We start from the raw sequence: 25,052 nt of genomic DNA, 5'->3' as shown, positions 1-25,052 counted from the left end.
ATACCCTCTGAATGCGTAATAATTTTCGTATTGTCGCCCCGTGTTTACGGGGGCGCAGTCTCTGCGTCGTTATTGTGTCCGGGGCTTGTCGCCCCGGAGATATCTGTCGTCAGGTACTAACCGTCAGAACCAGGTTTCCATCTGGATACCAAAATTCCACTCGCCGCCCGCGTTGAAACCGCTGCTGCCGAAGGCGTCGTCGCTGGCGTAGTTATCCAGTTTTTTGCTCCAGTCCATCCAGGTCGCGAACAGGCGCAGCTCGGGACGGTTGAAGAAATCGCCGATGTCGCCGACTTTAAACGTTGGGGCGAAGGTGAGTTTATAGAAACTGCCGTTCACCGCGTTGCGATCTTTGTAGCCTTCGGGATGCAGATCCATGTATTGGTAGCTGCCTTCGTAAGCGAGGGCGAAGTTCTGGGTGATCTCCTGGATCAGGCGCATGTTGAAGGTGACCCACTCGTAGCTATCGCCTTTGGCATAGCGGTCTTTGCTGCTTTGCGCCAACACCGCTGGGGCGAGGTGCCAGCGCTCGCTAAGCGGCGTGGTGCCGTAGGTGGCGAAACGCCAGGTATTGGCGTCTGAGAGTAGCGCGCCATCCGAGCCGATACCTTTGACTTCTGCGCCCAGACCGTGACCGTAGAGCAGGGCGGTTTTGCTGCTGCCTTCACGCAGGCCGTAGAAGCTGTCGTTATGCAGGCCAACCAGCGCGTGGACGCCATTGTTAGCGGCGTCAGTCTGAATGGTATCGCCGTTGGCATCTTTACGGTCGTCGTTATCTTTCGCCCGCAGGCCGCTGACCATCACCTGCACCGGGCCGATAAAGTGGTTCATGCTCAGAATGTAGTTCTGCACATTGTTATCAATGTCTTCCAGATCGCCGAAGTTACGCCCGTAAAGGGAGAAGTTGCTGCGAATGCTGTCGTTCCACTTCACGTCGTAGATACCGCCGCCGGTGCCCGCGAGGAACACCACGTCGGAATCGAGCCAGTGGATATCAAAGTTGTCGCGGTCAAAGCGTTTACCTGCCCATAGCGTGGAGCCTTTAAATGGCCCTTCGAAGCTCGGTAAGCTGCCAAGTTCAGCGAACGCCTGACGAATATTCAGGTCGCTGGAGTCGGCCGACCAGTCGTTATAGGTTTTTTGTCCATCCGCCAGCATCGCTTTAAAGCGGGTGGTCGCGCCGTTATCCAGCGTCTGTTTATGTTCAAGGTTCAACTCGACGTAGGTGTCGGCTTCGTTGCCTAAGCGACCGATGGCACCGCCGGTTTCCCCGGCTGGCGTCAGGTAGGGGCCGCTTTTGCTGCTGGATGCCGCATCGTTCATCAACAGGCCGGAGCGGGCGTAGCCGTGGAACTCAAAGCCGCTTTTCTCGTCGGCTTTCTTCTCCAGTTTGGCGGTTCGCTGAGCCACTTCCTGGGTGCTGTCCTGGGTTTTTTGCTGCTGTGTCGTGAGCTGCTGGACTTTTTTCTCCGCCGACTCGGCGCGATTTTCTGCCGTTTGCGCTCTGTTTTCCGCTTCCTGCAGGCGTTTTTCCATTGCGATCAAGCGGGCTTCGATACTGCTGAGGTCCGTTTGCGCATGGGCTGAGGCGGCGCCGGTTAGCAAAGCGATAAGAACCGCGAGTGTGCTTTTTCTATACATGCTGGTTGCATCCCAAAAGGAAAATTGAAAATAGTGTGTTTGCTAAACCGGTTTAGGTGCTATGTTAAACACGACCTTTAACATTTTGAAATGGAATTTGCTAAACCGGTTTAATAATTGTGATGGATGCAACAAAGTGGGCCGCGCTGGGCGGCCTAAAGGATCAAAACTGGCGATTAAGATCGTGCTGATAAGGCAACGCGGTCATCGCGCCTTTCGCCGTTGTTGCCAGTGCGCCACAGGTTTGTGCCAGGGTGAGCGTGGGTTCCAGCTCGCCAATATCCGTCGGCATTCCGTTGGCGGCAAGGCTAGCAAGCAGTCCGGCAACAAAAGCATCGCCCGCGCCGGTGGTATCTACGCTCACGACAGGTTTGGCGTTGAAGTGGATGAACTGTTGCTGGAATGCGGCGAGTACGCCTGCTTTGCCCTGAGTCACAAGCAGGAGTTCAGGTTGATATCGCTCGACGACGTTGGCGATCCCCTGCGCTAAATCATCACTACCACTGATAAATACCAGCTCTTCTTCGGAGAGCTTCACCACGTTTGCCAGCCGCAGGGCGCGATCGAGGCAGGCGTGCAGCAGGCCCTGATCCTGCCAGAGGTCCGGGCGGATATTGGGGTCAAAGCTCACCCGGCCGCCGGCAAGTTTGATCTTCTCCATCGCCGCGAAGGTGGTGCTGCGGCTGGGTTCGGCGCTCAGCGCGATGGAACAGACGTGTAGCCACTGTCTGGCGGCAAACTGCGGGAGATCTGCTTCCTCCAGGAACAGATCCGCGCTGGGGCGTACCATGAAGGTGAAGGTTCGCTCGCCCTGGTCGTCAAGGTCGACGACTACGGTGGAGGTGCGGTGCTGGCCATCGAGGCGCATATGGCTAATGTCGACCTGCTCCTGTTGCAGGGTATGGCGCATAAAGCGGCCAAACGGATCGTCGCCGACGCGCCCGATAAAGCCGCTGTTGCCGCCAAGGCGAGCGATACCCACCGCCACGTTAGCCGGCGCGCCGCCGGGACACTGCAGCAGGCGGCCCTCGCTTTCCGGCAGCAGGTCGACTACCGCATCTCCCAGAACCCAAACTTTTGCATTCATGCTGAAAATTCTCCATAGCTAAACTTAGTTAAACCGGTTTAGCTTATTAAAACATAGCAACAGAATGAGGGGAACGTCACATACGGAAAAGTGCGAGCCAGGGCATGAAAACGAGATCGCGCTCGCAGAAGAGTGACGATCCGGGAAGTCTGGCGGTTTTCTCAGTGATGTTGCGCTGGTCGGGATATATGACCCCGGATACTTTCCCTGCTTGTGCTGCGCTACGGGGTTTCAGCCGTCAGGGGTAATTAACTTATCAGCCATGATTTCATCCAGCGTTTCGGCTAATACCAGCGTGTCGAAATAGCCTTTGGGCAGAAAGTTATAATTTGCCTGTAAGGCTTTAGGCTCTCGCGAATAAGAAGGAATATTCGCCACTTCGATTTTGATCCGTTGACTGGGGAGATCCTGACGTTGTGGCGCAGTAATAATAGAAACCTGCCATTTATCCACTTTCAGGCCTGCGTATTCAGGATCGTCCTTTAAATCTGCCGGTTCTTTAACGGAGACATCAAAACCATAGCGATCGCCAATATAGTTCTCCAGACAGGTTTTCATTGCCAGTAGTTGTTTACTGTTGAAATTGACACCACCGGAGAAATCTAAATTTTCGCTAAAGGTTAGAGAGAGAAATGGCTGCCGCTCAGATTGATACAGAAAAATTAAGTGATGATTATGGTGGCAATAATCTTTAGTTAGTTATCATAAAATCACATATAACGAAGATCCTTGATAATGCCAAGGTATTGCATTGGTTGATGGATAATAACCCGGAATATCTCTCTCAATTGAAAAAGTTATCGGAAATACGCTCTCTTTGAATTCAATAGTCCACGGTAGGCTGCCAGCCTTAAAAAGCGGGTGAACAAAGGGCATATGGACGCTCTCAGTTGCATGGGGTTCCTCAGAGGAATGACATGCCGGTAAGAGATGTGGATACCATTTATGCACCTTAAAACATGCAATTTTCAGTTTACGCCTGTTTTAAGGTGCATGAATAGTGATATACGAACGGCTATCAGATTTTTAGGTTGAATTTTGCTCAGGTGCACCTAAAATATAGCATAGTAATGTTAATGATTGTTTTAAGGTGCAAAGTGAAGCGATCGCAGCAAGAATTACTCTCTTCAGAACAACATCTCCAGCTAGTTACGTTGGGGCGAACGCTGGCGCGTAGTCGAGTTGCCCGCAAAATGCTTCAGTCAGAAGTTGCCATACGTGCAAATCTGAGTCGTAACACGGTGAGCCGCATTGAAAATGGCGATGCAGGTGTTGCAATAGGCCAAATCCTGCGTTACCTCAGCGTTATCCGCCCTGGCGCGACGTTGGCGGACGTGCTGACTAAAAAAGATAACGTGGTTGATGCTCAGGAAATCGCGAGTCGGCCTCGCCGTGCAAGGCCACTCAGTAACAAGGAACTGGAAGAGTATGATTTCTGAACAGACGTTAATGGTGCATGCGTTTTTGCCGGGAGCAACTCAGCCTGTTCCTGCCGGTAAATTGCAGTTGCAGGAAGAAGGTATTGAGCTTCGGGCATCGCGCTTTGTCTATGGCCTGAAGTACCTGAAACGCAATGGGGCAATTGAAATCGATCCCGTCGGGCTGGGGATGCTACAAGGGCAGCAGGTGGCCGGACAGGCGTTGTTTGCGCAAGAGTCAGCGTTGTTTGGCGGGATCCGTGATGCCGCGCCTGATGCATGGGGTCGCCGCGTCATTGAAGCCAAAAAGCGGGTTCCGGCGAACGCATTACCGGAGTCAGTGTATCTTCTTGAAGCTGGGCCAAACCGGACCGGGGCATTAGATATCACTCCCGATGGTGAACCGGCCAGAGAGTTAGCGGCTTCGACGGATATCAAATCACTCGGATATCTGTTAGATGCTGCCGAGAGGATCGAGAATGGTTTACCTTTGCCCGCGAATCTGCACGGGATATTTGATGCGGGATCCAGCATGGGAGGAATGCGCCCAAAAGCGACCGTGGTGATTGAGGATGGTAGCCACTGGCTGGCGAAGTTCTCTTCCCGTAGCGACCGGGGTTTTTGTTACCCGGCAATTGAACATGCAACCTTAAGACTAGCGCATGCAGCAGGGCTCCATGTTCCTGAGACGCGCCTCGAAGAGATCGGCACGGGACGCTTCGCGATGCTGATTAAGCGTTTTGACCGTGTGGGGGCAGGAGATACCACCGGGCGACGCCATTTTGTGTCTGCACTGACCCTAATGAACATCCATGAGATGGCATCGATAGAAAGCAGCTATGCTGAACTGGCAGATGCCATGCGCCGCCATCTTGCTGCGGCCAGCCTCGCTGATGATTTGAAAGAACTTTACCGCCGTATGGTCTTCAATATTTTAGTCAACAATGACGATGACCATTTACGCAATCATGGCTTTGTCCTGATGGAGTCAACAGAGCAAACGCCTGTCAGAGGGGCGCAAGAGCCTCAACGCGCCGTCAATCTCGCATGGCGTATTAGCCCCTTATACGATGTCGTTCCTCGTCCCGTTCATTCCCTCCATCGTCGTCTGCACCTTGGCGTAGGCGCGTTGGGTAAAGAAGCCACGCTGGTTAATGCGCTTTCGTGGTGTGAGCGTTTTGGTTTAAACCGGGTAGATGCCATTGCGGAAATTGACAGTATCTGGCGCGTAGTCAGGGAATGGCGTAATCATTTTGAGGAGCACGGCGTGGCAGGAAATGACATTGATGCTGTCAGCTCCGCATTTTTGCATGCGCGTTATCTGGGAGGGGATGAGGCAGGGATCTGCTGAAATATCCTTTCACTCCAGAAACGCATAACAACATAGAGTTTGATTATTTTGCGATATGTCGCCTTTCAATCGACACATCACAAAAAATATAAACCTCTGATTACGACAGACAGGCAAACTCAAATCTATTCAATCAGTTTAAGCGGAACGTGTAACATAGGCGCAAAGCTAAATAATACTCGTCGTATACCCGTCATACTTCAAGTTGCAGATGCGTTGGCTACGTTCGCTCACCCCAGTCACTTACTTTAGTAAGTTCCCGGGGATTCACTCACTTGCCGCCTTCCTGCAACTCGAATTATTTAGGGTATATATCGCTCTCAGGCAGTAGCCGCTGCATGGCTCGGAGCGCAACAAAATGATAAAACAGGGAATATGATGAAATTTACCGAAGATACCCGCGTTAAAATCCCCGTCCTGCTGCATTTGATAAGGCTGGGTTACAGCTACCTGTCGCTCAAAACACAAACGTGGGACAAAGAAACCAACATACCGGTGCAACCCTCTGCAAACACCGGGTCGCGGCAACAGCGACCTAAACGCCTGCCACCAGCCCATCGATAATCACCTGCATCACTCCTTGAGAACAAGGCTCGATACGCCCGCGCACGCCGTAAACGGCGGCCAGGGTCTGCGGAGTAATGACCTCGGCTGGCGCACCATCCCCAAGTAGCTGCCCCTCTTTCAGCATCAACACATGATCCGCGTGGCGCAAGGCGATATTGATATCGTGGACCACCACCAAAGTAATGATATTGCGCTTTTGCGTCTCTTTGCGTACCAGATCCATCACGTGGAACTGGTAGTTTAAATCCAGCGCGCTAAGCGGCTCGTCCAGCAGCAGCAGGGAAGGCTGACGAATAAGCGATTGCGCCAGGCCGACAAGCTGCTTCTGGCCGCCAGAAAGCTGATCGAGGTAGCTCAGCGCCAGATGCTCAATACCTAGCTGGCGCAGCAGAGACATCACCTGCGACTGGTTTTTCGGATTGTGCAGTCCTCCGGCTGCGCGCTGGGCGACGATAATCGACTCCAGTACGTGCAAATGCACGCCTGCGGGCAGCGTTTGGGGCAGATAGACCACTTTTTCCGCGCGGCGAGCAAAGGGCAGCGCCAGCAGGTTCTCGCCATCAAGCGACAGTTCGCCGCTGCTCGGTCCCAGCCCGGCCATCGCCCGCATCAGCGTGGATTTTCCGCTGCCGTTGGGGCCGAGCAGCGCGGTAATTTTGCCGCGCGGTAGCTGCGGTACGGTCAGATCGTGAATCACCTGACGTTTGGGATAGCCGGCGCTGAAATGGGACAGCGCCAGCCCGGATAAAAGATGGCTCATACGTGCCCCCGGTGGCGCAAAATGATGCTCAGGAAGAAAGGGACTCCCACCAGGGAGGTTACAATACCGACCGGAATAATCGCGCCGGGGATGAGATTTTTTGAGGCAACCGAGGCCAGCGACAGCACCAGCGCACCGATAAGCGCGCTGGCCGGGAGATAAAAACGGTGATCTTCCCCGAAAATCAGCCTGGCGATATGCGGAGCCACAAGGCCGATAAAGCCGATTGGGCCAACAAATGCTACCGAAATTGCCGACAGAATGCTGATGCGCAGCAGCGTCGTCAGGCGCAGTCGGCGCACGTTGATACCAAAGCTGATCGCCCTGTCTTCACCGAGGCGCAGTGCGGTCAGCTTCCACGAACTGAGCATTGATAGCGGCATCACCACCGCCAGCACGGCCAGCAAAATCCCCACTTTTTGCCAGGAGGCACGGTCAATACTGCCCATGGTCCAGAATACCAGCCCCTGGAGAGTATCTTCGTTGGCGACAAACTGCAGCATCGACACCAGCGCATTAAAGGTAAATACCAGCGCGATACCAAACAGAATGACTCCGGAGGTGGCGACCTGCGTCCAGCGCGTAATGCCGTCCAGCAGCAGCGCCGCCAGCAGAGCAAAGATAAAGGCATTGGCCGAGATAAACCACTGGTCAGGAATGCCGGGGATACCGATTCCCAACACAATCGCCAGCGCTGCGCCAAATGCCGCCGCCGACGAGACGCCTAGGGAAGGTGCGAACAAGTCCCTGATATGAGATCATGTTTGTCATCTGGAGCCATGGAACAGGGTTCATCATGAGTCATCAACTTACCTTCGCCGACAGTGAATTCAGCAGTAAGCGCCGTCAGACCAGAAAAGAGATTTTCTTGTCCCGTATGGAGCAGATTCTGCCATGGCAAAACATGGTGGAAGTCATCGAGCCGTTTTACCCCAAGGCTGGTAATGGCCGGCGACCTTATCCGCTGGAAACCATGCTACGCATTCACTGCATGCAGCATTGGTACAACCTGAGCGATGGCGCGATGGAAGATGCTCTGTACGAAATCGCCTCCATGCGTCGGTTTGCCCGGTTATCCCTGGATAGCGCCTTGCCTGACCGCACCACCATCATGAATTTCCGCCACCTGCTGGAGCAGCATCAACTGGCCCGCCAATTGTTCAAGACCATCAATCGCTGGCTGGCCGAAGCAGGCGTCATGATGACTCAAGGCACCTTGGTCGATGCCACCATCATTGAGGCACCCAGCTCGACCAAGAACAAAGAGCAGCAACGCGATCCGGAGATGCATCAGACCAAGAAAGGCAATCAGTGGCACTTTGGCATGAAGGCCCACATTGGTGTCGATGCCAAGAGTGGCCTGACCCACAGCCTAGTCACCACCGCGGCCAACGAGCATGACCTCAATCAGCTGGGTAATCTGCTGCATGGAGAGGAGCAATTTGTCTCAGCCGATGCCGGCTACCAAGGGGCGCCACAGCGCGAGGAGCTGGCCGAGGTGGATGTGGACTGGCTGATCGCCGAGCGCCCCGGCAAGGTAAGAACCTTGAAACAGCATCCACGCAAGAACAAAACGGCCATCAACATCGAATACATGAAAGCCAGCATCCGGGCCAAGGTGGAGCACCCATTTCGCATCATCAAGCGACAGTTCGGCTTCGTGAAAGCCAGATACAAGGGGTTGCTGAAAAACGATAACCAACTGGCGATGTTATTCACGCTGGCCAACCTGTTTCGGGCGGACCAAATGATACGTCAGTGGGAGAGATCTCACTAAAAACTGGGGATAACGCCTTAAATGGCGAAGAAACGGTCTAAATAGGCTGATTCAAGGCATTTACGGGAGAAAAAATCGGCTCAAACATGAAGAAATGAAATGACTGAGTCAGCCGAGAAGAATTTCCCCGCTTATTCGCACCTTCCCTAAGGCAATAACGCCTGGATAAACGCGAGACAATCCGCGGGTTTCGATAATAACTTCAGATTCGACTGGTTGGGAATTGACGAGTTCTTGCCGCTGCATGTTATTGTCCTCCCGCACGAACAATTTTCGCTGGCGTAATATCAGGAATGGTCTGCGGAATATCCCAGGCTGAAAACACGCCATATACCTGTGTCGTTTCGCCGGTTTTCACCTGTGCCGCTTGAATCATATTGACCGCATGTTCGTTAATCGCCCGACCATATTCGCCAAACAGTACTTGGTCGTTAAAGTCCTGATAGCTGGCACCTTGATAGCCGTCGCGTAATAACGTCCCGCGCAGCGTTGGGCCAATTTGCACCACCACGTTGCTGCCGCTGAGATCCTGAATGGTCATTTTTCCGCTACGGGAAGCAGAATCAATTTTGCTGATATTACCTTCAACTTTGACGTAAAAAACGCATGGATTCTCATCCTGAGCGCGATAGCCTAACGTTTTGCAGGCGCTGTCGAAATCTTTCGCCGCGCGCAGGGCGGTCATCAACTCGGCAACGGGACGAGCCCTGGCAACGACCTGTGGAACGATCTGGTCCTGCCATGTTTTGTCAATACTCGTCATGTGCGGATTGGGCGGGGATTTAAGATCGGCCAGCTCTTGCTGAGAGACAATACGGCAGCCTCCAAGCGTAAGAACGGCCAGCGCCAGCCAGGTTTTTTTAAACATAATACTCTCCTATGCGCCCCCGTAGGGGCGCAACAACCCGAACTCAGGACTTGATATTGAAGTCCTGAACTTTGTCTGCATTGTCTTGAGTGATCAGAATCCCGCGGAACATCACGCGCTGCTTCGCTGGTTTTTCACCTTTTTGCAGGTAGTTATCCAGATCGGTCACGCCCTGAGCGGCGATAGCCTGGGCCTGGAGCATCACCGTCGCCTGCAGGGTTCCGGCTTTCACCGCATCGCGTTCGTCGTTGCTACCATCGATACCAACAACTACGACATCGGTGCGATTGGCGGCTTTCAGCGCGGCAATTGCGCCAAGAGCGACAGGACCGTTGCCGCAAATTACGCCCTTCACGTCAGGGTGCGCTTGCAGAATACTGTCCATAATGCGTTTGCCATCGATCAACGTCCCTTTGGCATCTTGCTTCGCCACGCTGACCATATCCGGGTATTGGTCGATAACCTGGTGGAAAGATTTAGAGCGGGTAACGCAGTTATTATCCGCAAGGTTACAGGTCAGTTCGGCATATTTTCCTTTCTCTGCCATCTTCTCAACAAATACGTTGGCGACTTCAGAACCGGCCTGGAAGTTATTATGGGTAATCTGCTCAAGGGCGACGTCATCGACAGGGATTTCGCGGTTGATTAATACCACTGGAATACCGGCTTTTTTCGCTTTTTCAATCGCCGCGACGCTGGCGGTAGAGTCAGCATTATCCAGAATAATGCCCTGAACTTTTTTACCGATGGCGGTATCGATCAGTTCATTCTGTTTTTTTACATCTTCGCCATGCGAAAGAATGGTGGTCTGGTATCCCAGCTCTTTTGCTTTCTCACTGGCGCCTTTGGCTTCAGAAGCGTAATACGGATTATCCAGCGAGTTTACCATGATCATTATGGTGCCTTTTTCTGCTGCCTGGGCGGCAAAAGAAAAAGCGGTCAGGGTAGCGGCTGTTAAAAGCGTTAAACGTAATTTCATGACAATTTTCTCTCTTGGTTGTTATTGTCGGGTACGGTGAAACAACGTAAGGCCTGAAAATCAAGTTTATGGGCCGGGGGTCTCCTTCTGTTGATGATTAAGGTTCGTCACACACGAGATTCCCTGGTGGGCGTCAGGCGGACGTTGCCGGTTTCCATAATGTTCTGTTCACCGCATGGCGCCACTCCTGCCATCTTTTCTGCAGGCGCTGGTGGCGGGCCATATCGGGGATAAATTCGCTATGTTCGGTTAAGAAGGCTTTCAGGTCGGTCACCGAGCCTGGGTTCAGGGCTTTGCGGGCCAGAAGGGCTGCGCCAATCGCCGAGAGTTCGGCAACATCGCTGCGCATCACCGGGCATCCCAGCAGGTCGGCCTGATACTGCATTAACCAATCATTTTTCGTTGGGCCGCCGTCGACCATTAATGCCGCCAGGTGGAAGTCATCCTGCTGACGCATGGCGACAACAACATCGGCGATTTGATAGGTAATGGACTCCAGCGCGGCGCGAATCAGGTGTGCGCGTTTAACGCCGCGGCTCAGACCGCAAATCACGCCGCGGGCGCTGTCATCCCACCATGGTGCGCCAAGTCCGGTAAGGGCTGGCACAAAATAGACGCCCAGCGTAGAGTCCACGGAGGCGGGGAGGGTATTGAGTTCGTGAGCCAACTCGGCATCAGAAAGCTCGCTTAGGCCGGTGCTGTCGGCCATCCACGCCACGGCATCGCCGGTATGCGGAATATTACCTTCTAGTCCGTAGGTGATGCTGTCGCCGTCGTGCCAGGCGATGGTGGTGGCCAGTGCGTCGATATCGCACTGTGCGGATTTTACCGGCGCCATCACTGATGACCCCGTGCCGTAGGTGGCTTTAACGCAGCCCAGTTCGCCAAGCGCGTGACCAAACAGCGCGGCGTGGGAATCACCCACCATCGCCATCACTGGGATACCGTCAGGGATATTGTTCAGCCCGCGGGTATAGCCAAATAATCCGCTGGAAGGTTTAATTTCCGGCAGCGCAGCGCGAGGGATCTGGAACAGCGCCAGCATCTCGTCGTCCCACTGCCCGGTTTGCAGATTCAGCAATTGGGTGCGTGCAGCATTGGAGTGATCGCAATGGAACGCTTCGCCCTGGGTTAAATTCCACAGCAGCCAGCTGTCGATGGTGCCGAGGCAGATTTCTCCGCGTTCAGCCAACATGCGGCCCTCAGGAATGGATTCCAGCAGCCAGCGCATTTTTGAGGCCGAGAACAAAGGCGCAATCGGCAGGCCAGTGGTGGTTTTGATTTGCTGCTCTTTGTTGTCGCGGCGTAGTTCATCGCAAAACGCGGCGCTACGGGTACACTGCCAGGTGATGGCGGCGTTAATGGGTTTACCGCTCTGGCGATACCAACCTATGGCGGTCTCGCGCTGGTTGCTGATGGCCAATGCGGCGACGTTCTCTGCACCGACGTGTTCAACCGCTTTAGCGATAACGTCGAGTGAGGCTTCGACCAGAACTTCTCCCGATTGCTCGACCCAACCATCGCGCGGCGTTTGAATCGCCAGCGGCTGTGAGAATTTCACTACCACGTCACCGCGGCTATCGAGCACGACGGCTTTGGCGTTGGTGGTGCCTTCGTCCAGTGCAATGATGAACTCTTTACGTGTTGCCTGCATTAGGTAGTCTCCTGAGTCACACTTCGTCCTGGCGCGGAGGGGGAAGAGTCGGCATTCCTCTTTATCGCATTGCTTCTTAGCAGGCCATGATGTGACAATTCGTTTTCACTTTTTTAATCACTGAATATATATTCGATAGTGATTATTTATTTGATACCTTAGCCAGAAACTTCCCATCGGGCTACAGGAAAAGTTATCAATTGTGCTGGCAATCACACTTATCCGTTCGGTGGAGCATCTGACAATGAGTGAAAAAGAGAGCAGGTTAACGCATTTATCGTATTGAAATATAAATATTTATTTGCATTACCTTTACGCTTCCTGGAAAGCGTAAAGGCTGTGGGAAAGTGTTGGAATGAGGAAGTTAACCCGCGATAAGCAGGCGTGCGGTGGGGTAGTCAGTAATTAACACATCGATATAACCGCCTGATAGCGCACCTTTGATAGCCGCAACCTTATCGCTGCCGCCGGCAAGGGCCACTACGTTGGGGCACTTCTTCACTTTTTCCAGCGCCATGCCGATAACAGGATCTTCATCATCGCGTAACACCGCTTTGCCGTTTTTGTCGTAGTAGTGCAGGCAAATGTCTCCGACCGCGCCGCGTGCAGCCAGCACCTGAAGCATATCTTCGTGATAGTAGTTCCCCGACGTTTTAAGCAGTTGCGAAGGCTCGAGGATGCCAATGCCGACGATGGCAATATCGACTTCGTCAAAGCGGGCAATGACATCGGCGACATCTTTGCTGGCAACGAGACGATTTTTCTCCTCCGTTGAGCCTTCAATGCTTTGGGAAGGAAGCAGCCAGGCATCACAGTTAAGATGATGCGCCAGGGTCTGGGTGAGGATCGTTGCCTGGACATTACCGTTTGGTCCTACGCCACCCAGCAGTTGAATCACGCCGTTGGCCTTCAGATTTTGCGCGTGAACTTCATCGACCATCGCACGAATGGTCGAACTCCAGGAGGAGACGCCAATCAGGTCTTTTGGGCGTAATCGCGTTTCCAGATAGTGGGCGGCGGCGGAACCAATGGCGCGCTTGATGGTGTGATCGTTCGCGTCCTCTTCGGTATCCACCACGATGGCTTGTTTAATTCCGTAGCGATCCTCGAGACCTTTTTCAAGATTGAGGAAAATATTGGATGGCTGAACAACGCTAATTTTGACCACGCCTTCCTTTTGGCAACGGGTAATCGCTCGGGAGATAAATGACTGAGAAAGCGAGAGAAGTTGAGCGATATCGGACTGCTTTCGTCCTTCAAGATAGTAAAGAGTGGCAATCTTAACTAATAGCCGTTGTTCATCCTGCTTAGCCATATATTTCCCCGAAAATCATTTACGTGCAGCCATTATCTTAGAGCTCATCATCATACGCGAAAAGAAAAGACAGTTAAGTGTGATGGATATCTAACTTTCGCCAATCCTCAAAAACAGCTATGGACAAAAACAGAACAGTGGCTGCATAATTGAATAAAGAGTCATTGTTGAATATATATTCATGATGATTTCAGGTCAACTGAAAAGTACCCAGGCGCAGTCAGGCCTGGTGGTAAGGAGGCAGAATGTTCCTGAGTATGATGCAGCGGCGTAAGCCTTGCGATGCGTTGCCTGGGGATGTCTGGTTTTTTTAGTCCCTGACGGAATAAATATTCCAAGTTGAAAATAAATTCAGAGGTATTAAATGAATCCCTATAGCTATGATGTCCAGGCACTTGAGCGTAAAGCCCGCGCCGTTCGTCGCCATATCGTCAGATTGAATGCCAACAGCCCTGCGGGTGGGCACACCGGAGCCGACCTGTCTCAGGTTGAACTGATTACCGCGCTCTACTTCCGCATTATGAACGTTGCGCCGGACCGTATTGCTGACGATCAGCGTGATATCTACATCCAGTCGAAAGGCCACGCGGTGGGTTGCTACTACTGCGTATTGGCCGAAGCGGGTTTCTTCCCCGTTGACTGGCTGGATACCTATCAGCATGCCAACTCTCATCTTCCTGGCCACCCTGTACGTCAAAAAACGCCGGGCATCGAACTCAACACCGGCGCGCTGGGCCACGGTTTGCCTGTTGCGGTGGGGCTGGCGCTGGCTGCGAAGAAAAGCAACAGCTCCCGCCGCATCTTTTTAATTACCGGCGATGGCGAACTGGCTGAAGGCAGCAACTGGGAAGCGGCTCTGGCCGCGGCGCACTATGGGCTTGATAACCTCGTCATCATTAATGACAAGAACAACCTCCAGCTGGCTGGGCCGACCCGTGAAATTATGAATACCGATCCGCTGGCCGATAAATGGAAAGCCTTCGGCATGACGGTAACCGAGTGCCAGGGCAACGACATGGCGTCGGTGGTGGCGACTCTGGAAGGGCTGAAGCAGGAAGGTAAACCGAACGTTATTATCGCCAACACCACAAAAGGTGCCGGTATTTCCTTTATCCAGGGGCGTCCGGAATGGCACCACCGGGTACCGAAAGGCGAAGAAATTGCACTGGCACTGGAGGAATTGAAAGATGAGTAATGCAGAACACCTGGCGAGCGTGATGGTTGAAGCGTTTATTGATGCAGTTGAAAGCGGTGTTGATCTGGTGCCGGTGGTAGCTGACTCAACCTCAACGGCAAAAATCGCCCCATTTATTAAACAATTCCCTGGCCGCCTGGTTAATGTGGGCATCGCCGAGCAGAGTATGGTCGGCACAGCAGCTGGCCTGGCGCTGGGCGGAAAAGTTGCGGTGACCTGTAACGCCGCGCCGTTCCTGATTTCCCGCGCTAACGAGCAAATTAAAGTCGACGTTTGCTACAACAACACCAACGTTAAGCTATTTGGCCTCAACGCCGGGGCCAGCTACGGCCCGCTGGCGAGTACCCACCACGCGATTGACGATCTGGCGGTGATGCGCGGCTTCGGTAATATCCAGATTTTTGCCCCTTCTTCACCGCGTGAATGTCGGCAGATTATCGATTACGCCATTCGCTATCAGGGGCCGGTTTATATTCGCCTCGATGGCAAGGCGTTGCCGGAGCTGCACGACGAAAATTATCAGTTTGCGCCAGGTGCGGTAGTGACACTGCGCGAAGGCGAAGATATCGCGTTGGTAGCAACTGGCTCTACGGTGCATGAAATTGTCGATGCGGCGCAGATTCTGGCCGATGCCGGGGTTCAGGCTAAAGTGGTGAGCGTGCCTTCAATCCGCCCTTGTGATACCGCCGCGCTGCTGGCAGCGCTGAAGCCATGCAAAGCGGTGATTACGGTGGAAGAGCATAACGTCAACGGCGGACTGGGTAGCCTGGTGGCGGAAGTGCTGGCGGAAGCGGGCGTCGGTATTAAGCTCAAGCGCCTGGGGATCCCGGATGGTGAGTATGCGGCTGCGGCAGATCGCGGCTGGCTGCGTAAACATCACGGTTTTGATGCGGCCTCTATTGCTGAACTGGCGCAGAAGATGCGTTGATTTCAGCTTGTAGAAAAGTGTATGTCTCTGGAATTGCCCGGTGGCGGCTAGCGCCTTACCGGGCCTACAAAGAAAGCGCAACATGATGATGTCGTGGTGTTTGTAGGCCGGGCAAGGCGTCAGCCGCCGCCCGGCAGAAATACGAGCACGGTGTCTAAAACGGCACCTTTTACGACGTGCAAAGCGTAATAACAAATTCTCCGGCCTTAATCCATTGCAGCCTAAACTCTTTAGCGGATAGCCGAAGAAGCAAAATTTCTTCCTTTATATACACCAACTCAAAATCGGTAAAACCTCTTCCGGCTTGTACGTCCACATGGCAGGCCTTAAACGCGCTCTCTTTCGCCGAAAACGCCAGCGTCAGCGCCAGCTCAGGAGGTAAACCACTGTCATCCAGAACTCTTTTTTCCGCTGCGTTGACGATACTGCTTTCCAGATCTGCCGCCAGCGAAGGCGTCATGATCCTTTCGATATCAATGCCGACCGGCTGGGCAGAAACTACCGCCAGCGCGGTCTGTTTGCTGTGGCTGATGCTGCCGTACCACGGGGTGGGCCATAGGGGCTGGCGCTGGTCGCCAATGGCAGGAACGCTTTTCTCTCCCACTTCCTGTAGCGCATAAACCGCCGCAATACGCCCGGCAAGATGTTCGCTCTGCCGCTTGCGGGCACAGTCGGCTAGCAGGGCGTGATGCGGGAGCCAGAACAGATCTTCAGGCTGAAAGGTCGCCGGGTCGAAATCCACCCGCTGAAGTGAATGACCCGCAAGCTGAATGATTGAGTGTTGGATTTGCATCGTGGAATGTTAGCAGATTCTCCCGTCCGCCCTCTATGAGAAGAGGGCGGAGGAGATCAAGCTGAGCAATCAGAAGTGGGTATTGACGCTCATATACCAAGTACGGCCCGGTTCGTTGTAGGTATACGCACCTGCGCCAGCTATGTAGTTTGCACCTGCAAGATCGCCAGTTGTTTGTGCGTTACCTGCGCGCCACTGACGCTTATCAAAGACATTATCCACGCCGCCGGTCAGGCTGACATTTTTGGTTAGATCCCACGTCGCGCTTAGGCCAACGATGCTATAAGGGCTAACTTCAGCAGTTTCTGGACCAACTGCGGGTTGTCCTTTGTAGTTGTATTTTTTGGGTTGTTGTTTACCGTACCAAGTAAAGGTGGATTGTACTGAAAGGTCATCACGAGCCTGCCAGCTAAGGGTCGAATTCAACGTATACTCTGGAACAATCGATAAGCGATCGCCGGTTGTTTTGTTCTCGCTTTTCAGCATATAGGTGATGTTATTGGTCCAGTTCACCGTTTCACTTACCGGTACGTTTAATGTCCCCTCAAGGCCTTCAACAACGGCTTTTGGCACATTCTCCCATTGATACAGATCGGTTCCACTGTCATTTTTGTCAATGGGAGCATAGCCCGCTTCAATTTTATTCCGGTAATCGTTACGGAACCAAGTAATGCCAGCCAGCCAACCATCACGTTTAAACTCAAGACCGATTTCTTTATTGATGCTGGTTTCGGCCTTCAGATCATCATTACCTTGTAGATAGCAGCCACCGGCACTGGCATAACAGCCTTGGCCCTTACTGTATAAAATATAGTTTGGGTTGGTCTGGTATAGACTTGGTGCTTTATAAGCGCGAGCGATACCCATTTTCAGAGTAAAGTCATCGCCCAGACCTTGAGACAGATTTAGTGACGGGCTCCAGTTATTACCAACGATGCTATGGTGATCGAAGCGCAGCGCCGGAGTTAGCATGGTGCTCTCGGTTACTTCCATATTGTTCTCTGCAAACAGAGAAAAAATTTCTGCTTTTGAGTATGGGCTGCGATTTGTTGAATCTACGCCGGGAATCGCACCGCCAGTATTGTTACCGGTTAGCGGCTGACTATTGGAGCTCAAGTCTTTCATCCGCTGTTGGTTCCATTCAGTTCCAAGCGTCAGATTTTGGTTCACCAAAAGGTCGAAAGGTATGCTGATTTCACTGTGCAGCATAACGTCATCAAGATCGGTATCAACAAAAGATTCGCTGGCTTTTTCATTGAACTTGCCTTCTGTCCCCCCGGCGAGTCCTTCAGGAATTCGCGTGTTACGCGTGTGTTCATATTGTACCCAGTTACTGGTTGTAACTCCGTTATTCCAGCCACCATTCCATGTCAAAGAATAGTTTTGGCGATACATACGATTTGTTTCATCGCCGTATTTGGAGCGAGTATACGCGTCAGAGTTAGTGTTCTGGGTATCTCCCGCGTACAGATTGCCCTGGCGACTATAGCCAGCCTCAAACTCTAGAGACTGCATTGGAGCGAAATCCCAACGGACGGAACCATTGATATCTTTATTAATCACACCTTCTCGCCCAGCAGGGAGTGTAGTGGAATAAGTTCCTGCTCGTGCAGATTGATGCCCTTGGTTGATATCCCATGCGTCGGCTTGGGTTTTATCTAGGTTGCCGTACAACCGGAAGCTGAAATCCCCACCCATCGGCCCATTAAGACTAAAATTGGTTCGTTTGGTGGAACCTTCATCTTTATGTTCTGGTACATTGAAATATGTGTCCCATGAACCGTGCCACTCATCGCCGCCTTTTTTGGTGATGATATTCACGACACCGCCCGCCGCGCCGTTACCGTAGCGTGCGGCAGCCGGACCGCGCAGGACTTCAATGCGCTCGATCATTTCCGGCGGAACCCAGCCGGTATCACCGCGGGTATCACGTTCGCCACGCCAGCCCTGGCGCACGGAGTTACGGCTGGTTACGGGCTTACCATCAATCAGGATCAGGGTGTTTTCCGGGCCCATGCCGCGAATATCAATCTGGCGATTGTTGCCGCGCTGGCCGCTGGTGGAGTTGCCAGTCAGGTTAACGCCCGGCATGGTGCGGATAATTTCAGATACGTCGCGCGCAGGCGGACGTTTACGGATTTCATCGGCGGTGATGGTTGAGACGCCTGGAGCCTGAAGGTTCTGTTCGGCAGCGGTAACGACCATGGTTTCGTCAGCGGTTGCGGCTTTGCTATCAGAGGAGGTTTCCGCCGCGCTCAGCGGAAAAGCAGCCCCATAGATTCCCAGATTGACCAGCAAGGCCAGGGATTTGATCCTGTTATTCATTGTAAATCCTGCTTTTCGTCGCCACCTTCCCCAAAAGCCCTTTCCCGTCGGGAGGGGAGGCGGTATCAATGTTGCCAGTAGAGGGCACAGGCACTCCGTCGCTGACTAAGAACCCGGCAGCAGGCTATTTTATTTGCCAGTTTGGACCTGGGCAGTGCTCGTACTCCTCGCGTACTCTATGTACGCTCCGGGTTCTCCGCGCTGTCCGTGTTCAAACTGCCGGCAACAATGACGCCTGCTGTCCTGGCTCTAAATAAGCCATCTCTGACATGTTTAATTTTGAAAGACGCGCTTCCCACAGCGCGCTAATACGCTATTGCAAATGAAAATAGTTATCAATAATATTATCAATAAATATTACGTTTATTGATACGTTTGTTGATAAATGTCACGATAAACATAAGGTTAAAAAAGGAATGCAAAAGACAGGAAGTGACGACTGGTGGCAAAGCCTCTCCGGCCCGCAGATTGAGGCCGTTGACGACGCGTATCGGGTGACGTTCTGGTGGCGAGACCCGGCGGGCAGCGAGGCCTCCTCGACGATCCAGCGGGTATGGATTTACATCACCGGCGTCACCGATCATCATAAAAATTCGCTGCCGCAGACGCTGCAACGCGTTCCCGGTACCGATGCCTGGTTCTGGCAAACCACGCTCTCACCCACCTGGCGCGGGAGCTACTGTTTTGTTCCCTCCGAGCGCGATAACGACTTTTCCCCTGAGCTTTTTAACGGCGATAGCCCGGACCGCACGCTGCTGCGTGAAGGCTGGCGCAAACTGCTGCCGCGCGCGATCTCCGACCCGCTCAATCCACAAAGCTGGAAGGGCGGCCGCGGTCATGCGGTGTCTGCGCTGGAGCTGCCTGAAGCCCCGGAACAACCGGGCTGGGCGCTGCGCGATGAACCTTATCAGCCGCCGGTCTGCATTGAGTGGCAGAGTCAGCGCCTCGGCAATACGCGACGGATCTGGGTTTACGCTACCGGTGATGCGAATCCGCAAGAGCGCCCTCTGGCTATTCTGCTTGATGGCCAGTTCTGGACCGAAAGCATGCCAATATGGTCGCCGCTGGCAGGATTAACCCGTGAAGAGCGGCTACCGCAGGCGGTTTATCTGCTGATTGACGTGATTGATAACCAGCATCGCGGCGAAGAGCTTCCCTGCAATGAAGCGTTCTGGCTGGCGGTTCAGGAAGAGCTGCTGCCGTTAGTTCGTCAGATGGCCCCTTTCAGCGATTGCGCTGACCGAACCGTGGTGGCAGGCCAGAGCTTTGGTGGCCTGGCCTCAATGTTCGCCGCGCTCTACTGGCCGCAGCGCTTTGGCTGCGTGCTTAGCCAGTCAGGTTCCTACTGGTGGCCGCATCGCGGTGGGGTACAGACGGGACTGCTGATTGATCGCCTAAGCCGCGGCGAGTTACACCCGCAAGGGCTGCGAATCTGGCTGGAAGCCGGTATTCGCGAGCCGATTATTTTTCGTGCAAACCAGGCGCTTCTCACGCATCTGGAACAGCAGACGATTTTCTGGCGTCAGGTTGACGGCGGGCATGATGCGCTTTGCTGGCGCGGCGGGCTGACCGCGGGGTTAATCCAGCTGTGGCAGCCTTTATGCCGCGAAGAGTAGCAAAGCGCGCTTTACGAGGAATTTGAAATGCAATTCAGTAACCCCTTCGATAATCCGCAAGGGCAGTTTTACATTCTGCGCAACGAATTACAGCAGTTTAGCCTGTGGCCACACCACTGCTCGCTGCCGGAAGGCTGGGCGGTGGAGTGCCAGCCGCAGTCGCTAGAAGCGTGCAACGCCTGGCTGGCGGCGAACTGGTCCACCCTCACCCCCGCGCACCACGCGTCCTAAGGAGCTGATGATGACCACTCGTTTACCGCTGGTTGCGGCACAGCCGGGGATCTGGATGGCGGAGCGCCTCTCGACGCTACCCGGTGCCTGGAGCGTCGCCCACTATGTAGAACTGCGCGGTGAGATCGACCCGGTTCTGCTCGGACGGGCGATTGTTACCGGACTGTCGCAGGCCGATACCCTCAGCATGCGTTTTTGTGAAGATAACGGCGAAGCCTGGCAGTGGGTCGATGAAACTCATGTGTTTGCCGAACCGGATTATCAGGATCTGCGCGCCGCGAGCGACCCGCACGCCGCCGCGCTGGCGCTGATGCATGCCGACCTCGGGCAGAATCTGCGCGTAGACGGCGGCAATCCGCTGGTCTGCCATCAGCTGTTACGGGTAGGAGATAATCGCTGGTACTGGTATCAGCGTTATCACCATTTGTTGGTCGATGGCTTCAGTTTCCCGGCGATTACTCGCCAGATCGCTGCAATTTATCGCGCCTGGCAGCGGGGTGAAGAAACGCCTGTTTCGCCGTTTACTCCCTTTGCGGAAGTCGTGGAAGAGTATCAACGCTACTACGGTAGCGACGCCTGGCAGCGTGACAAACAGTTCTGGCAGGCGCAGCGTAAAGCGCTACCGTCTCCGGCTTCGCTGTCTGCCGCGCCGCTGGCGGGAAGGGCGAGCGGCACCGATATCTGGCGCATGAAGCTGGAGGTCGATGCTGGCGTCTTTAGCCGTCTGGCAGCGAGTGCTCCGCAGTGTCAGCGTGCGGATCTGGCGCTGGCGCTGACCACCCTGTGGTTGGGGCGACTGTGCAGCCGAATGGATTACGCGGCGGGCTTTATCTTTATGCGCCGCATGGGGTCGGCGGCGCTAACCGCAACCGGACCGGTACTGAACGTCCTGCCGCTGGCGGTCAATATTGACGCGCAGGAAACGCTGCCCGAGCTGGCAACGCGCCTTGCCGGGCAGCTGAAAAAAATGCGCCGCCACCAGCGCTATGACGCCGAGCAGATCGTCCGCGACAGCGGCAAGGCGGCGGGTGATGAGCCGCTATTTGGCCCGGTGCTCAATATAAAAGTTTTCGATTATCAGCTGGATATCGACGGCGTGCAGGCGATAACCCACACTCTGGCGACCGGCCCGGTCAATGACCTTGAGCTGGCGCTGTTCCCGGACGAAGCGGGCGGTCTGTCACTGGAGATTCTGGCCAATAAACAGCGTTACGATGAACAGACGCTGCGCGGGCATATCGCCCGGCTCTCCGCGCTGCTGACGCAGTTTGCTGACCATCCGGGCCTGCGCTGCGGCGACGCGAATATGCTATCGGCGGCGGAAATAACGCAACTGGAGCAGGTCAACAATACCGGCGTTGCTCTGCCTTCCACCACGCTGAGCGCGCTGGTGGCGGAGCAGGCAGCGAAAACCCCGGATGCCCCGGCGCTGGTGGATGCCAACTGGCAGTTTAGCTACAAAGAGATGCGCCAGCAGGTGGTGGCGCTGGCGGAATTGCTGCGCGCACGCGGGGTTAAACCGGGCGATAGCGTGGCGGTGGCGCTGCCGCGTTCGGTGTTCCTGACCCTGGCGCTGCACGGCATTGTCGAAGCCGGGGCCGCGTGGCTGCCGCTGGATACCGGTTATCCTGACGATCGTCTGCGAATGATGCTGGAAGATGCGCGTCCATCGCTACTGATTACTTCTGAGGATCAGTTGGCGCGCTTTAGCGATATCCCCAACCTGGAAAGTCTCTGTTACCAGCAGCCGCTGGAAGCGAGTGACGCTGCACCGCTGGCCATATCTCAGCCTGACCATACCGCTTATATCATCTTTACCTCCGGCTCTACCGGACGTCCTAAAGGGGTGATGGTCGGGCAAACCGCCATCGTCAACCGCCTGCTGTGGATGCAGAACCACTATCCGCTCTGTGCTGACGACGTAGTGGCGCAGAAAACGCCGTGCAGTTTTGATGTCTCGGTATGGGAGTTCTGGTGGCCGTTTATTGCCGGTGCGCAGTTGGTGATGGCCGAGCCTGAGGCCCATCGCGACCCGCTGGCGATGCAGCGGTTCTTCGCCCGCTACGGCGTGACCACGACCCACTTTGTGCCGTCGATGCTGGCGGCGTTTGTTGCTTCGTTGGATGCGCAAAATGTCGCCTCCTGTCAAACCCTGCGGCGGGTATTCTGCAGCGGTGAAGCGCTGCCGACGGCGCTGTGCCGGGAGTGGGAATCGCTGACCGGCGCGCCATTGCATAATCTGTACGGCCCGACGGAAGCGGCAGTGGACGTCAGTTGGTATCCGGCCTGCGGGCCTGAACTGGCGGCGGTCACCGGCACCAGCGTGCCGATTGGCTGGCCGGTATGGAATACCGGTTTGCGTATTCTGGATGCGTCGATGCGCCCGGTACCGCCGGGCGTGGCGGGAGATCTCTACCTGACCGGCATTCAGCTGGCGCAGGGCTACCTGGGGCGTCCTGATTTAACCGCCAGCCGCTTTATTGCCGACCCTTACGCACCGGGCGAGCGCATGTATCGCACTGGCGACGTTGCCCGTTGGCAGGATTTCGGCGCGGTGGAGTATCTCGGGCGCAGCGACGATCAGCTGAAAATTCGCGGTCAGCGTATTGAGCTGGGCGAAATCGATCGCGTGATGTCGGAGTTGCCGGACGTCGCGCAGGCGGTGACTCATGCCTGCGTTTTCAACCAGGTGGCAGCCACTGGCGGCGATGCTCGTCAGCTGGTGGGCTATCTGGTTACTGAATCTGGCCTGCCGCTGGATACCGCCGCGCTCAAAGCGCGGCTGGGGGAACAGCTGCCACCGCATATGGTGCCGGTTGTGCTGATTCAATTACCGGAGCTGCCGCTGAGCGCTAACGGCAAGCTGGATCGCAAAGCGCTGCCGCTGCCGACGCTAAGCCGCGAGCGCAGCGGTCGTCCGCCGAAGCCGGGGATTGAAAGCACCGTGGCAACGGCGTTCAGTCAGCTGCTGGGTTGCGAAGTAAACGATATTGAAGCTGATTTCTTCGCTTTAGGTGGTCATTCGCTGCTGGCAATGCGCCTGGCGGCGCTGCTGAGCCGCGAGCTGGAACGTCAGGTGACGCCGGGGCAGGTGATGGTCGCCTCGACCGTCGGCAAGCTGAGCGCGCTGCTGGCTTCGGATCTCAGCGATGAGCAGGTGCAGCGCCTGGGCTTCGACACGATACTGCCGCTGCGAGCGAGCGATGGCCCGACGCTGTTCTGCTTCCATCCTGCTTCTGGTTTTGCCTGGCAGTTCAGCGTGCTGGCGCGTTATTTAAGTCCGCACTGGTCTATCACCGGCATTCAGTCGCCGCGACCGCAGGGACCAATGGCGACGGCGGCGGATCTGGATGCGGTCTGCGAGCATCATCTGCAAACCTTGCTTAAGCAGCAACCGCACGGCCCTTATTACCTGTTCGGTTATTCGCTCGGCGGCACGCTGGCGCAGGGCATTGCCGCCCGTTTACGTCAGCGCGGCGAAGCGGTGGCGTTCCTCGGGCTGCTGGACACCTGGCCGCCGGAAACGCAGAACTGGGCGGAGAAAGAGGCTAACGGTCTGGATCCTGAGGTGCTGGCGGAGATCGAACGGGAACGTGAGGCGTTTCTTGCCGCTCAGCAGGGGCAGGCTTCCGGCGAGCTATTCAGAGTTATCGAAGGCAACTATGCCGATGCAGTACGCTTGCTGACTACCGCCCACAGCGCGAAGTTTGACGGTAAAGCGACGCTATTCGTGGCGGAGAAAACCCGTCAGGCTGGAATGGATCCGCAGGTGGTCTGGGGGCCATGGGTTGGTGAGCTGGAGGTCTTTAGCCAGGATTGCGCCCATGTGGATATTATCTCTCCACAGGCCTTTGAGGCGATCGGCCCGGTAGTCAGGGAGATTTTGGGGTAAATGATAGTAACCCGGATTGAGGCATAATATATTATGCAGCAATCCGGGTGTCCGGAGCATTTAGCTGGCACAGTATCTTGGTCACCCTGGGAATAAATGCTCGCCCTGATGGCGCTGCTGTAGAAGTTTAGTTACTGCGCTGATGATCTGTTCTTTTACGACATGTTTTCCCGGGCAGCCTTTATGTGTGGTGATTGGGTCTTCTTTGTGGAGCTTCATAGTTTGCGGATCGAGACCTAAAACAGCGGAAAGCGATGTCATCGCTGCGATGGTATTTTGTTGTACCAGAAGGCCGCGACCGCTATTAAATTCATCAATATTATAATCCCCCAGCATTTCAATACCGAGCGCTAACTTATTATAGGATGGTGAATGGACGCCGGATAAATTTAGTGGGCAAAATACCCAGATTTGTTTGTCATCAATGAAAAGATGAGGTCCCGCAGACCAATGCATCTTGTTTTTATAATAATCTTCAAGATTTTCCATATGCTGATGAGTAAAACCATGCGGACGCTGAGTTAGCGTTGGTGAGCTTGTATTATGTAATACGATGAATGAAGGTCGCCACTGTGTCCAATGCAAAGCGTGACAATAATGGTCGAATTCTATTGTGTTGAAATTTAATCCAACGATACCTTTCCAGTTACCCATC

Annotated in this window: 19 protein-coding genes and 2 pseudogenes; 8 read left to right on the top strand and 13 right to left on the bottom strand. The window is 54.4% G+C overall.

Going from position 1 to position 25,052, the window contains the following annotated elements; genetic code table 11:
* Nucleotides 1-123: 123 nt before the first annotated feature.
* The 3 genes from HV127_RS15405 to HV127_RS15395 all read right to left on the bottom strand — a co-directional run bounded on the left by HV127_RS15405 (nucleotide 124) and on the right by HV127_RS15395 (nucleotide 3,385).
* Nucleotides 124-1,641 carry a carbohydrate porin gene (locus HV127_RS15405; protein ID WP_182237082.1) on the bottom strand — a complete coding sequence of 506 codons (1,518 nt, stop codon included), beginning with the start codon at nucleotides 1,639-1,641 and terminating at the stop codon, nucleotides 124-126.
* Nucleotides 1,642-1,804: 163 nt separating this feature from the next.
* Entirely contained in the window at nucleotides 1,805-2,728 is a 924-nt protein-coding gene (locus HV127_RS15400) for an aminoimidazole riboside kinase (RefSeq protein ID WP_182237080.1), read from the bottom strand.
* A gap of 231 nt (nucleotides 2,729-2,959) precedes the next feature.
* A complete protein-coding gene (locus tag HV127_RS15395; RefSeq protein WP_228727527.1) occupies nucleotides 2,960-3,385 on the bottom strand; it encodes a nucleotidyl transferase AbiEii/AbiGii toxin family protein in 426 nt (141 codons plus the stop codon).
* A gap of 440 nt (nucleotides 3,386-3,825) precedes the next feature.
* Between HV127_RS15395 and HV127_RS15390 the strand changes: the two genes are divergently transcribed.
* Both HV127_RS15390 and HV127_RS15385 read left to right on the top strand, forming a co-directional pair.
* Complete coding sequence (locus HV127_RS15390) at nucleotides 3,826-4,167, top strand: helix-turn-helix transcriptional regulator (RefSeq protein WP_142464039.1); 342 nt, start codon at nucleotides 3,826-3,828, stop codon at nucleotides 4,165-4,167.
* On the top strand, nucleotides 4,157-5,497 hold the full coding sequence (locus HV127_RS15385; RefSeq protein WP_182237078.1) for a HipA domain-containing protein: 1,341 nt from the start codon (nucleotides 4,157-4,159) through the stop codon (nucleotides 5,495-5,497). The genes HV127_RS15390 and HV127_RS15385 overlap by 11 nt, the downstream gene beginning before the upstream one ends.
* Nucleotides 5,498-6,032: 535 nt before the next feature.
* Here the strand turns inward: HV127_RS15385 and HV127_RS15380 are convergent.
* Complete coding sequence (locus tag HV127_RS15380; protein ID WP_182237076.1) at nucleotides 6,033-6,824, bottom strand: ABC transporter ATP-binding protein; 792 nt, start codon at nucleotides 6,822-6,824, stop codon at nucleotides 6,033-6,035.
* Nucleotides 6,821-7,561: pseudogene (locus tag HV127_RS15375) on the bottom strand (iron ABC transporter permease); the annotation flags it as partial. The pseudogene HV127_RS15375 and the gene HV127_RS15380, both read right to left, overlap by 4 nt.
* Nucleotides 7,562-7,620: 59 nt before the next feature.
* On the opposite strand from HV127_RS15375, the gene HV127_RS15370 reads away from it, so the two are divergent.
* Nucleotides 7,621-8,601 carry an IS5-like element IS5 family transposase gene (locus HV127_RS15370; protein ID WP_042934497.1) on the top strand — a complete coding sequence of 327 codons (981 nt, stop codon included), beginning with the start codon at nucleotides 7,621-7,623 and terminating at the stop codon, nucleotides 8,599-8,601.
* 147 nt (nucleotides 8,602-8,748) lie between these two features.
* Here HV127_RS15370 and HV127_RS31725 read toward each other — a convergent pair.
* The 5 genes and pseudogenes from HV127_RS31725 to HV127_RS15350 form a co-directional block, all read right to left on the bottom strand.
* Nucleotides 8,749-8,847, bottom strand: a pseudogene (locus HV127_RS31725) (hypothetical protein); the annotation flags it as partial.
* 1 nt (nucleotide 8,848) lies between these two features.
* Nucleotides 8,849-9,469, bottom strand: coding sequence for a DUF2291 domain-containing protein (locus HV127_RS15365; RefSeq protein ID WP_182237074.1), 621 nt, complete (start codon nucleotides 9,467-9,469; stop codon nucleotides 8,849-8,851).
* 43 nt (nucleotides 9,470-9,512) lie between these two features.
* Nucleotides 9,513-10,448, bottom strand: a complete 936-nt coding sequence (locus tag HV127_RS15360; protein ID WP_110273252.1) for a D-ribose ABC transporter substrate-binding protein — start codon at nucleotides 10,446-10,448, stop codon at nucleotides 9,513-9,515.
* A gap of 133 nt (nucleotides 10,449-10,581) precedes the next feature.
* The gene (locus HV127_RS15355; RefSeq protein WP_182237072.1) at nucleotides 10,582-12,102 is read right to left on the bottom strand and encodes an FGGY-family carbohydrate kinase; all 1,521 of its coding nucleotides are present in this window, start codon (nucleotides 12,100-12,102) and stop codon (nucleotides 10,582-10,584) included.
* Between the two features lie 364 nt (nucleotides 12,103-12,466).
* Nucleotides 12,467-13,417: a sugar-binding transcriptional regulator gene (locus tag HV127_RS15350; protein WP_182237070.1), complete on the bottom strand. Its 951-nt coding sequence runs from the start codon at nucleotides 13,415-13,417 to the stop codon at nucleotides 12,467-12,469.
* A 364-nt stretch (nucleotides 13,418-13,781) separates the two neighbouring features.
* Between HV127_RS15350 and HV127_RS15345 the strand changes: the two genes are divergently transcribed.
* The gene (locus HV127_RS15345; protein WP_110273255.1) at nucleotides 13,782-14,612 is read left to right on the top strand and encodes a transketolase; all 831 of its coding nucleotides are present in this window, start codon (nucleotides 13,782-13,784) and stop codon (nucleotides 14,610-14,612) included.
* On the top strand, nucleotides 14,605-15,540 hold the full coding sequence (locus tag HV127_RS15340; RefSeq protein ID WP_182237068.1) for a transketolase C-terminal domain-containing protein: 936 nt from the start codon (nucleotides 14,605-14,607) through the stop codon (nucleotides 15,538-15,540). The genes HV127_RS15345 and HV127_RS15340 overlap by 8 nt, the downstream gene beginning before the upstream one ends.
* A 169-nt stretch (nucleotides 15,541-15,709) precedes the next feature.
* Here HV127_RS15340 and entD read toward each other — a convergent pair whose 3' ends face one another.
* Nucleotides 15,710-16,333, bottom strand: a complete 624-nt coding sequence (gene entD / locus HV127_RS15335; protein ID WP_182237066.1) for an enterobactin synthase subunit EntD — start codon at nucleotides 16,331-16,333, stop codon at nucleotides 15,710-15,712.
* A gap of 69 nt (nucleotides 16,334-16,402) precedes the next feature.
* On the bottom strand, nucleotides 16,403-18,658 hold the full coding sequence (locus HV127_RS15330) for a TonB-dependent siderophore receptor (protein ID WP_182207189.1): 2,256 nt from the start codon (nucleotides 18,656-18,658) through the stop codon (nucleotides 16,403-16,405).
* A 365-nt stretch (nucleotides 18,659-19,023) separates the two neighbouring features.
* Here HV127_RS15330 and fes point away from each other — a divergent pair, with 365 nt between their 5' ends.
* Genes fes through entF form a run of 3 tightly spaced genes read left to right on the top strand, consistent with a single transcriptional unit; the run spans nucleotide 19,024 to nucleotide 24,397 of the window.
* Entirely contained in the window at nucleotides 19,024-20,274 is a 1,251-nt protein-coding gene (fes, locus tag HV127_RS15325; RefSeq protein ID WP_228727526.1) for an enterochelin esterase, read from the top strand.
* A gap of 27 nt (nucleotides 20,275-20,301) precedes the next feature.
* Nucleotides 20,302-20,505 carry an MbtH family protein gene (locus HV127_RS15320; RefSeq protein ID WP_182237062.1) on the top strand — a complete coding sequence of 68 codons (204 nt, stop codon included), beginning with the start codon at nucleotides 20,302-20,304 and terminating at the stop codon, nucleotides 20,503-20,505.
* 10 nt (nucleotides 20,506-20,515) lie between these two features.
* The gene (gene entF, locus HV127_RS15315) at nucleotides 20,516-24,397 is read left to right on the top strand and encodes an enterobactin non-ribosomal peptide synthetase EntF (protein ID WP_182240666.1); all 3,882 of its coding nucleotides are present in this window, start codon (nucleotides 20,516-20,518) and stop codon (nucleotides 24,395-24,397) included.
* Between the two features lie 81 nt (nucleotides 24,398-24,478).
* Here the strand turns inward: entF and HV127_RS15310 are convergent, their stop codons facing one another.
* A complete protein-coding gene (locus tag HV127_RS15310) occupies nucleotides 24,479-25,051 on the bottom strand; it encodes an N-acetylmuramoyl-L-alanine amidase (RefSeq protein WP_182237060.1) in 573 nt (190 codons plus the stop codon).
* Nucleotide 25,052 lies beyond the last annotated feature (1 nt).

Origin of the sequence: Klebsiella sp. RHBSTW-00215, assembly GCF_014103785.1 — a bacterium.
Taxonomy (GTDB): Bacteria; Pseudomonadota; Gammaproteobacteria; order Enterobacterales; family Enterobacteriaceae; genus Klebsiella.
The sequence above is the reverse complement of the archived record's forward strand: the minus strand, read 5'-3'. Positions and strand labels throughout refer to the sequence as shown.

Excerpts from the sequence above, each read along its gene's own strand:
- HV127_RS15380 (WP_182237076.1), bottom strand. The coding sequence starts at position 6,824 with ATGAGCCATCTTTTATCCGGGCTGGCGCTGTCCCATTTCAGCGCCGGC.
- entF (WP_182240666.1), top strand. The coding sequence starts at position 20,516 with ATGACCACTCGTTTACCGCTGGTTGCGGCACAGCCGGGGATCTGGATG.
- HV127_RS15340 (WP_182237068.1), top strand. The coding sequence starts at position 14,605 with ATGAGTAATGCAGAACACCTGGCGAGCGTGATGGTTGAAGCGTTTATT.
- HV127_RS15360 (WP_110273252.1), bottom strand. The coding sequence starts at position 10,448 with ATGAAATTACGTTTAACGCTTTTAACAGCCGCTACCCTGACCGCTTTT.
- HV127_RS15350 (WP_182237070.1), bottom strand. The coding sequence starts at position 13,417 with ATGGCTAAGCAGGATGAACAACGGCTATTAGTTAAGATTGCCACTCTT.
- HV127_RS15320 (WP_182237062.1), top strand. The coding sequence starts at position 20,302 with ATGCAATTCAGTAACCCCTTCGATAATCCGCAAGGGCAGTTTTACATT.
- HV127_RS15355 (WP_182237072.1), bottom strand. The coding sequence starts at position 12,102 with ATGCAGGCAACACGTAAAGAGTTCATCATTGCACTGGACGAAGGCACC.
- HV127_RS15345 (WP_110273255.1), top strand. The coding sequence starts at position 13,782 with ATGAATCCCTATAGCTATGATGTCCAGGCACTTGAGCGTAAAGCCCGC.
- HV127_RS15370 (WP_042934497.1), top strand. The coding sequence starts at position 7,621 with ATGAGTCATCAACTTACCTTCGCCGACAGTGAATTCAGCAGTAAGCGC.
- HV127_RS15330 (WP_182207189.1), bottom strand. The coding sequence starts at position 18,658 with ATGAATAACAGGATCAAATCCCTGGCCTTGCTGGTCAATCTGGGAATC.
- HV127_RS15310 (WP_182237060.1), bottom strand. The coding sequence starts at position 25,051 with ATGGGTAACTGGAAAGGTATCGTTGGATTAAATTTCAACACAATAGAA.
- HV127_RS15365 (WP_182237074.1), bottom strand. The coding sequence starts at position 9,469 with ATGTTTAAAAAAACCTGGCTGGCGCTGGCCGTTCTTACGCTTGGAGGC.
- HV127_RS15400 (WP_182237080.1), bottom strand. The coding sequence starts at position 2,728 with ATGAATGCAAAAGTTTGGGTTCTGGGAGATGCGGTAGTCGACCTGCTG.
- HV127_RS15405 (WP_182237082.1), bottom strand. The coding sequence starts at position 1,641 with ATGTATAGAAAAAGCACACTCGCGGTTCTTATCGCTTTGCTAACCGGC.
- entD (WP_182237066.1), bottom strand. The coding sequence starts at position 16,333 with ATGCAAATCCAACACTCAATCATTCAGCTTGCGGGTCATTCACTTCAG.
- HV127_RS15385 (WP_182237078.1), top strand. The coding sequence starts at position 4,157 with ATGATTTCTGAACAGACGTTAATGGTGCATGCGTTTTTGCCGGGAGCA.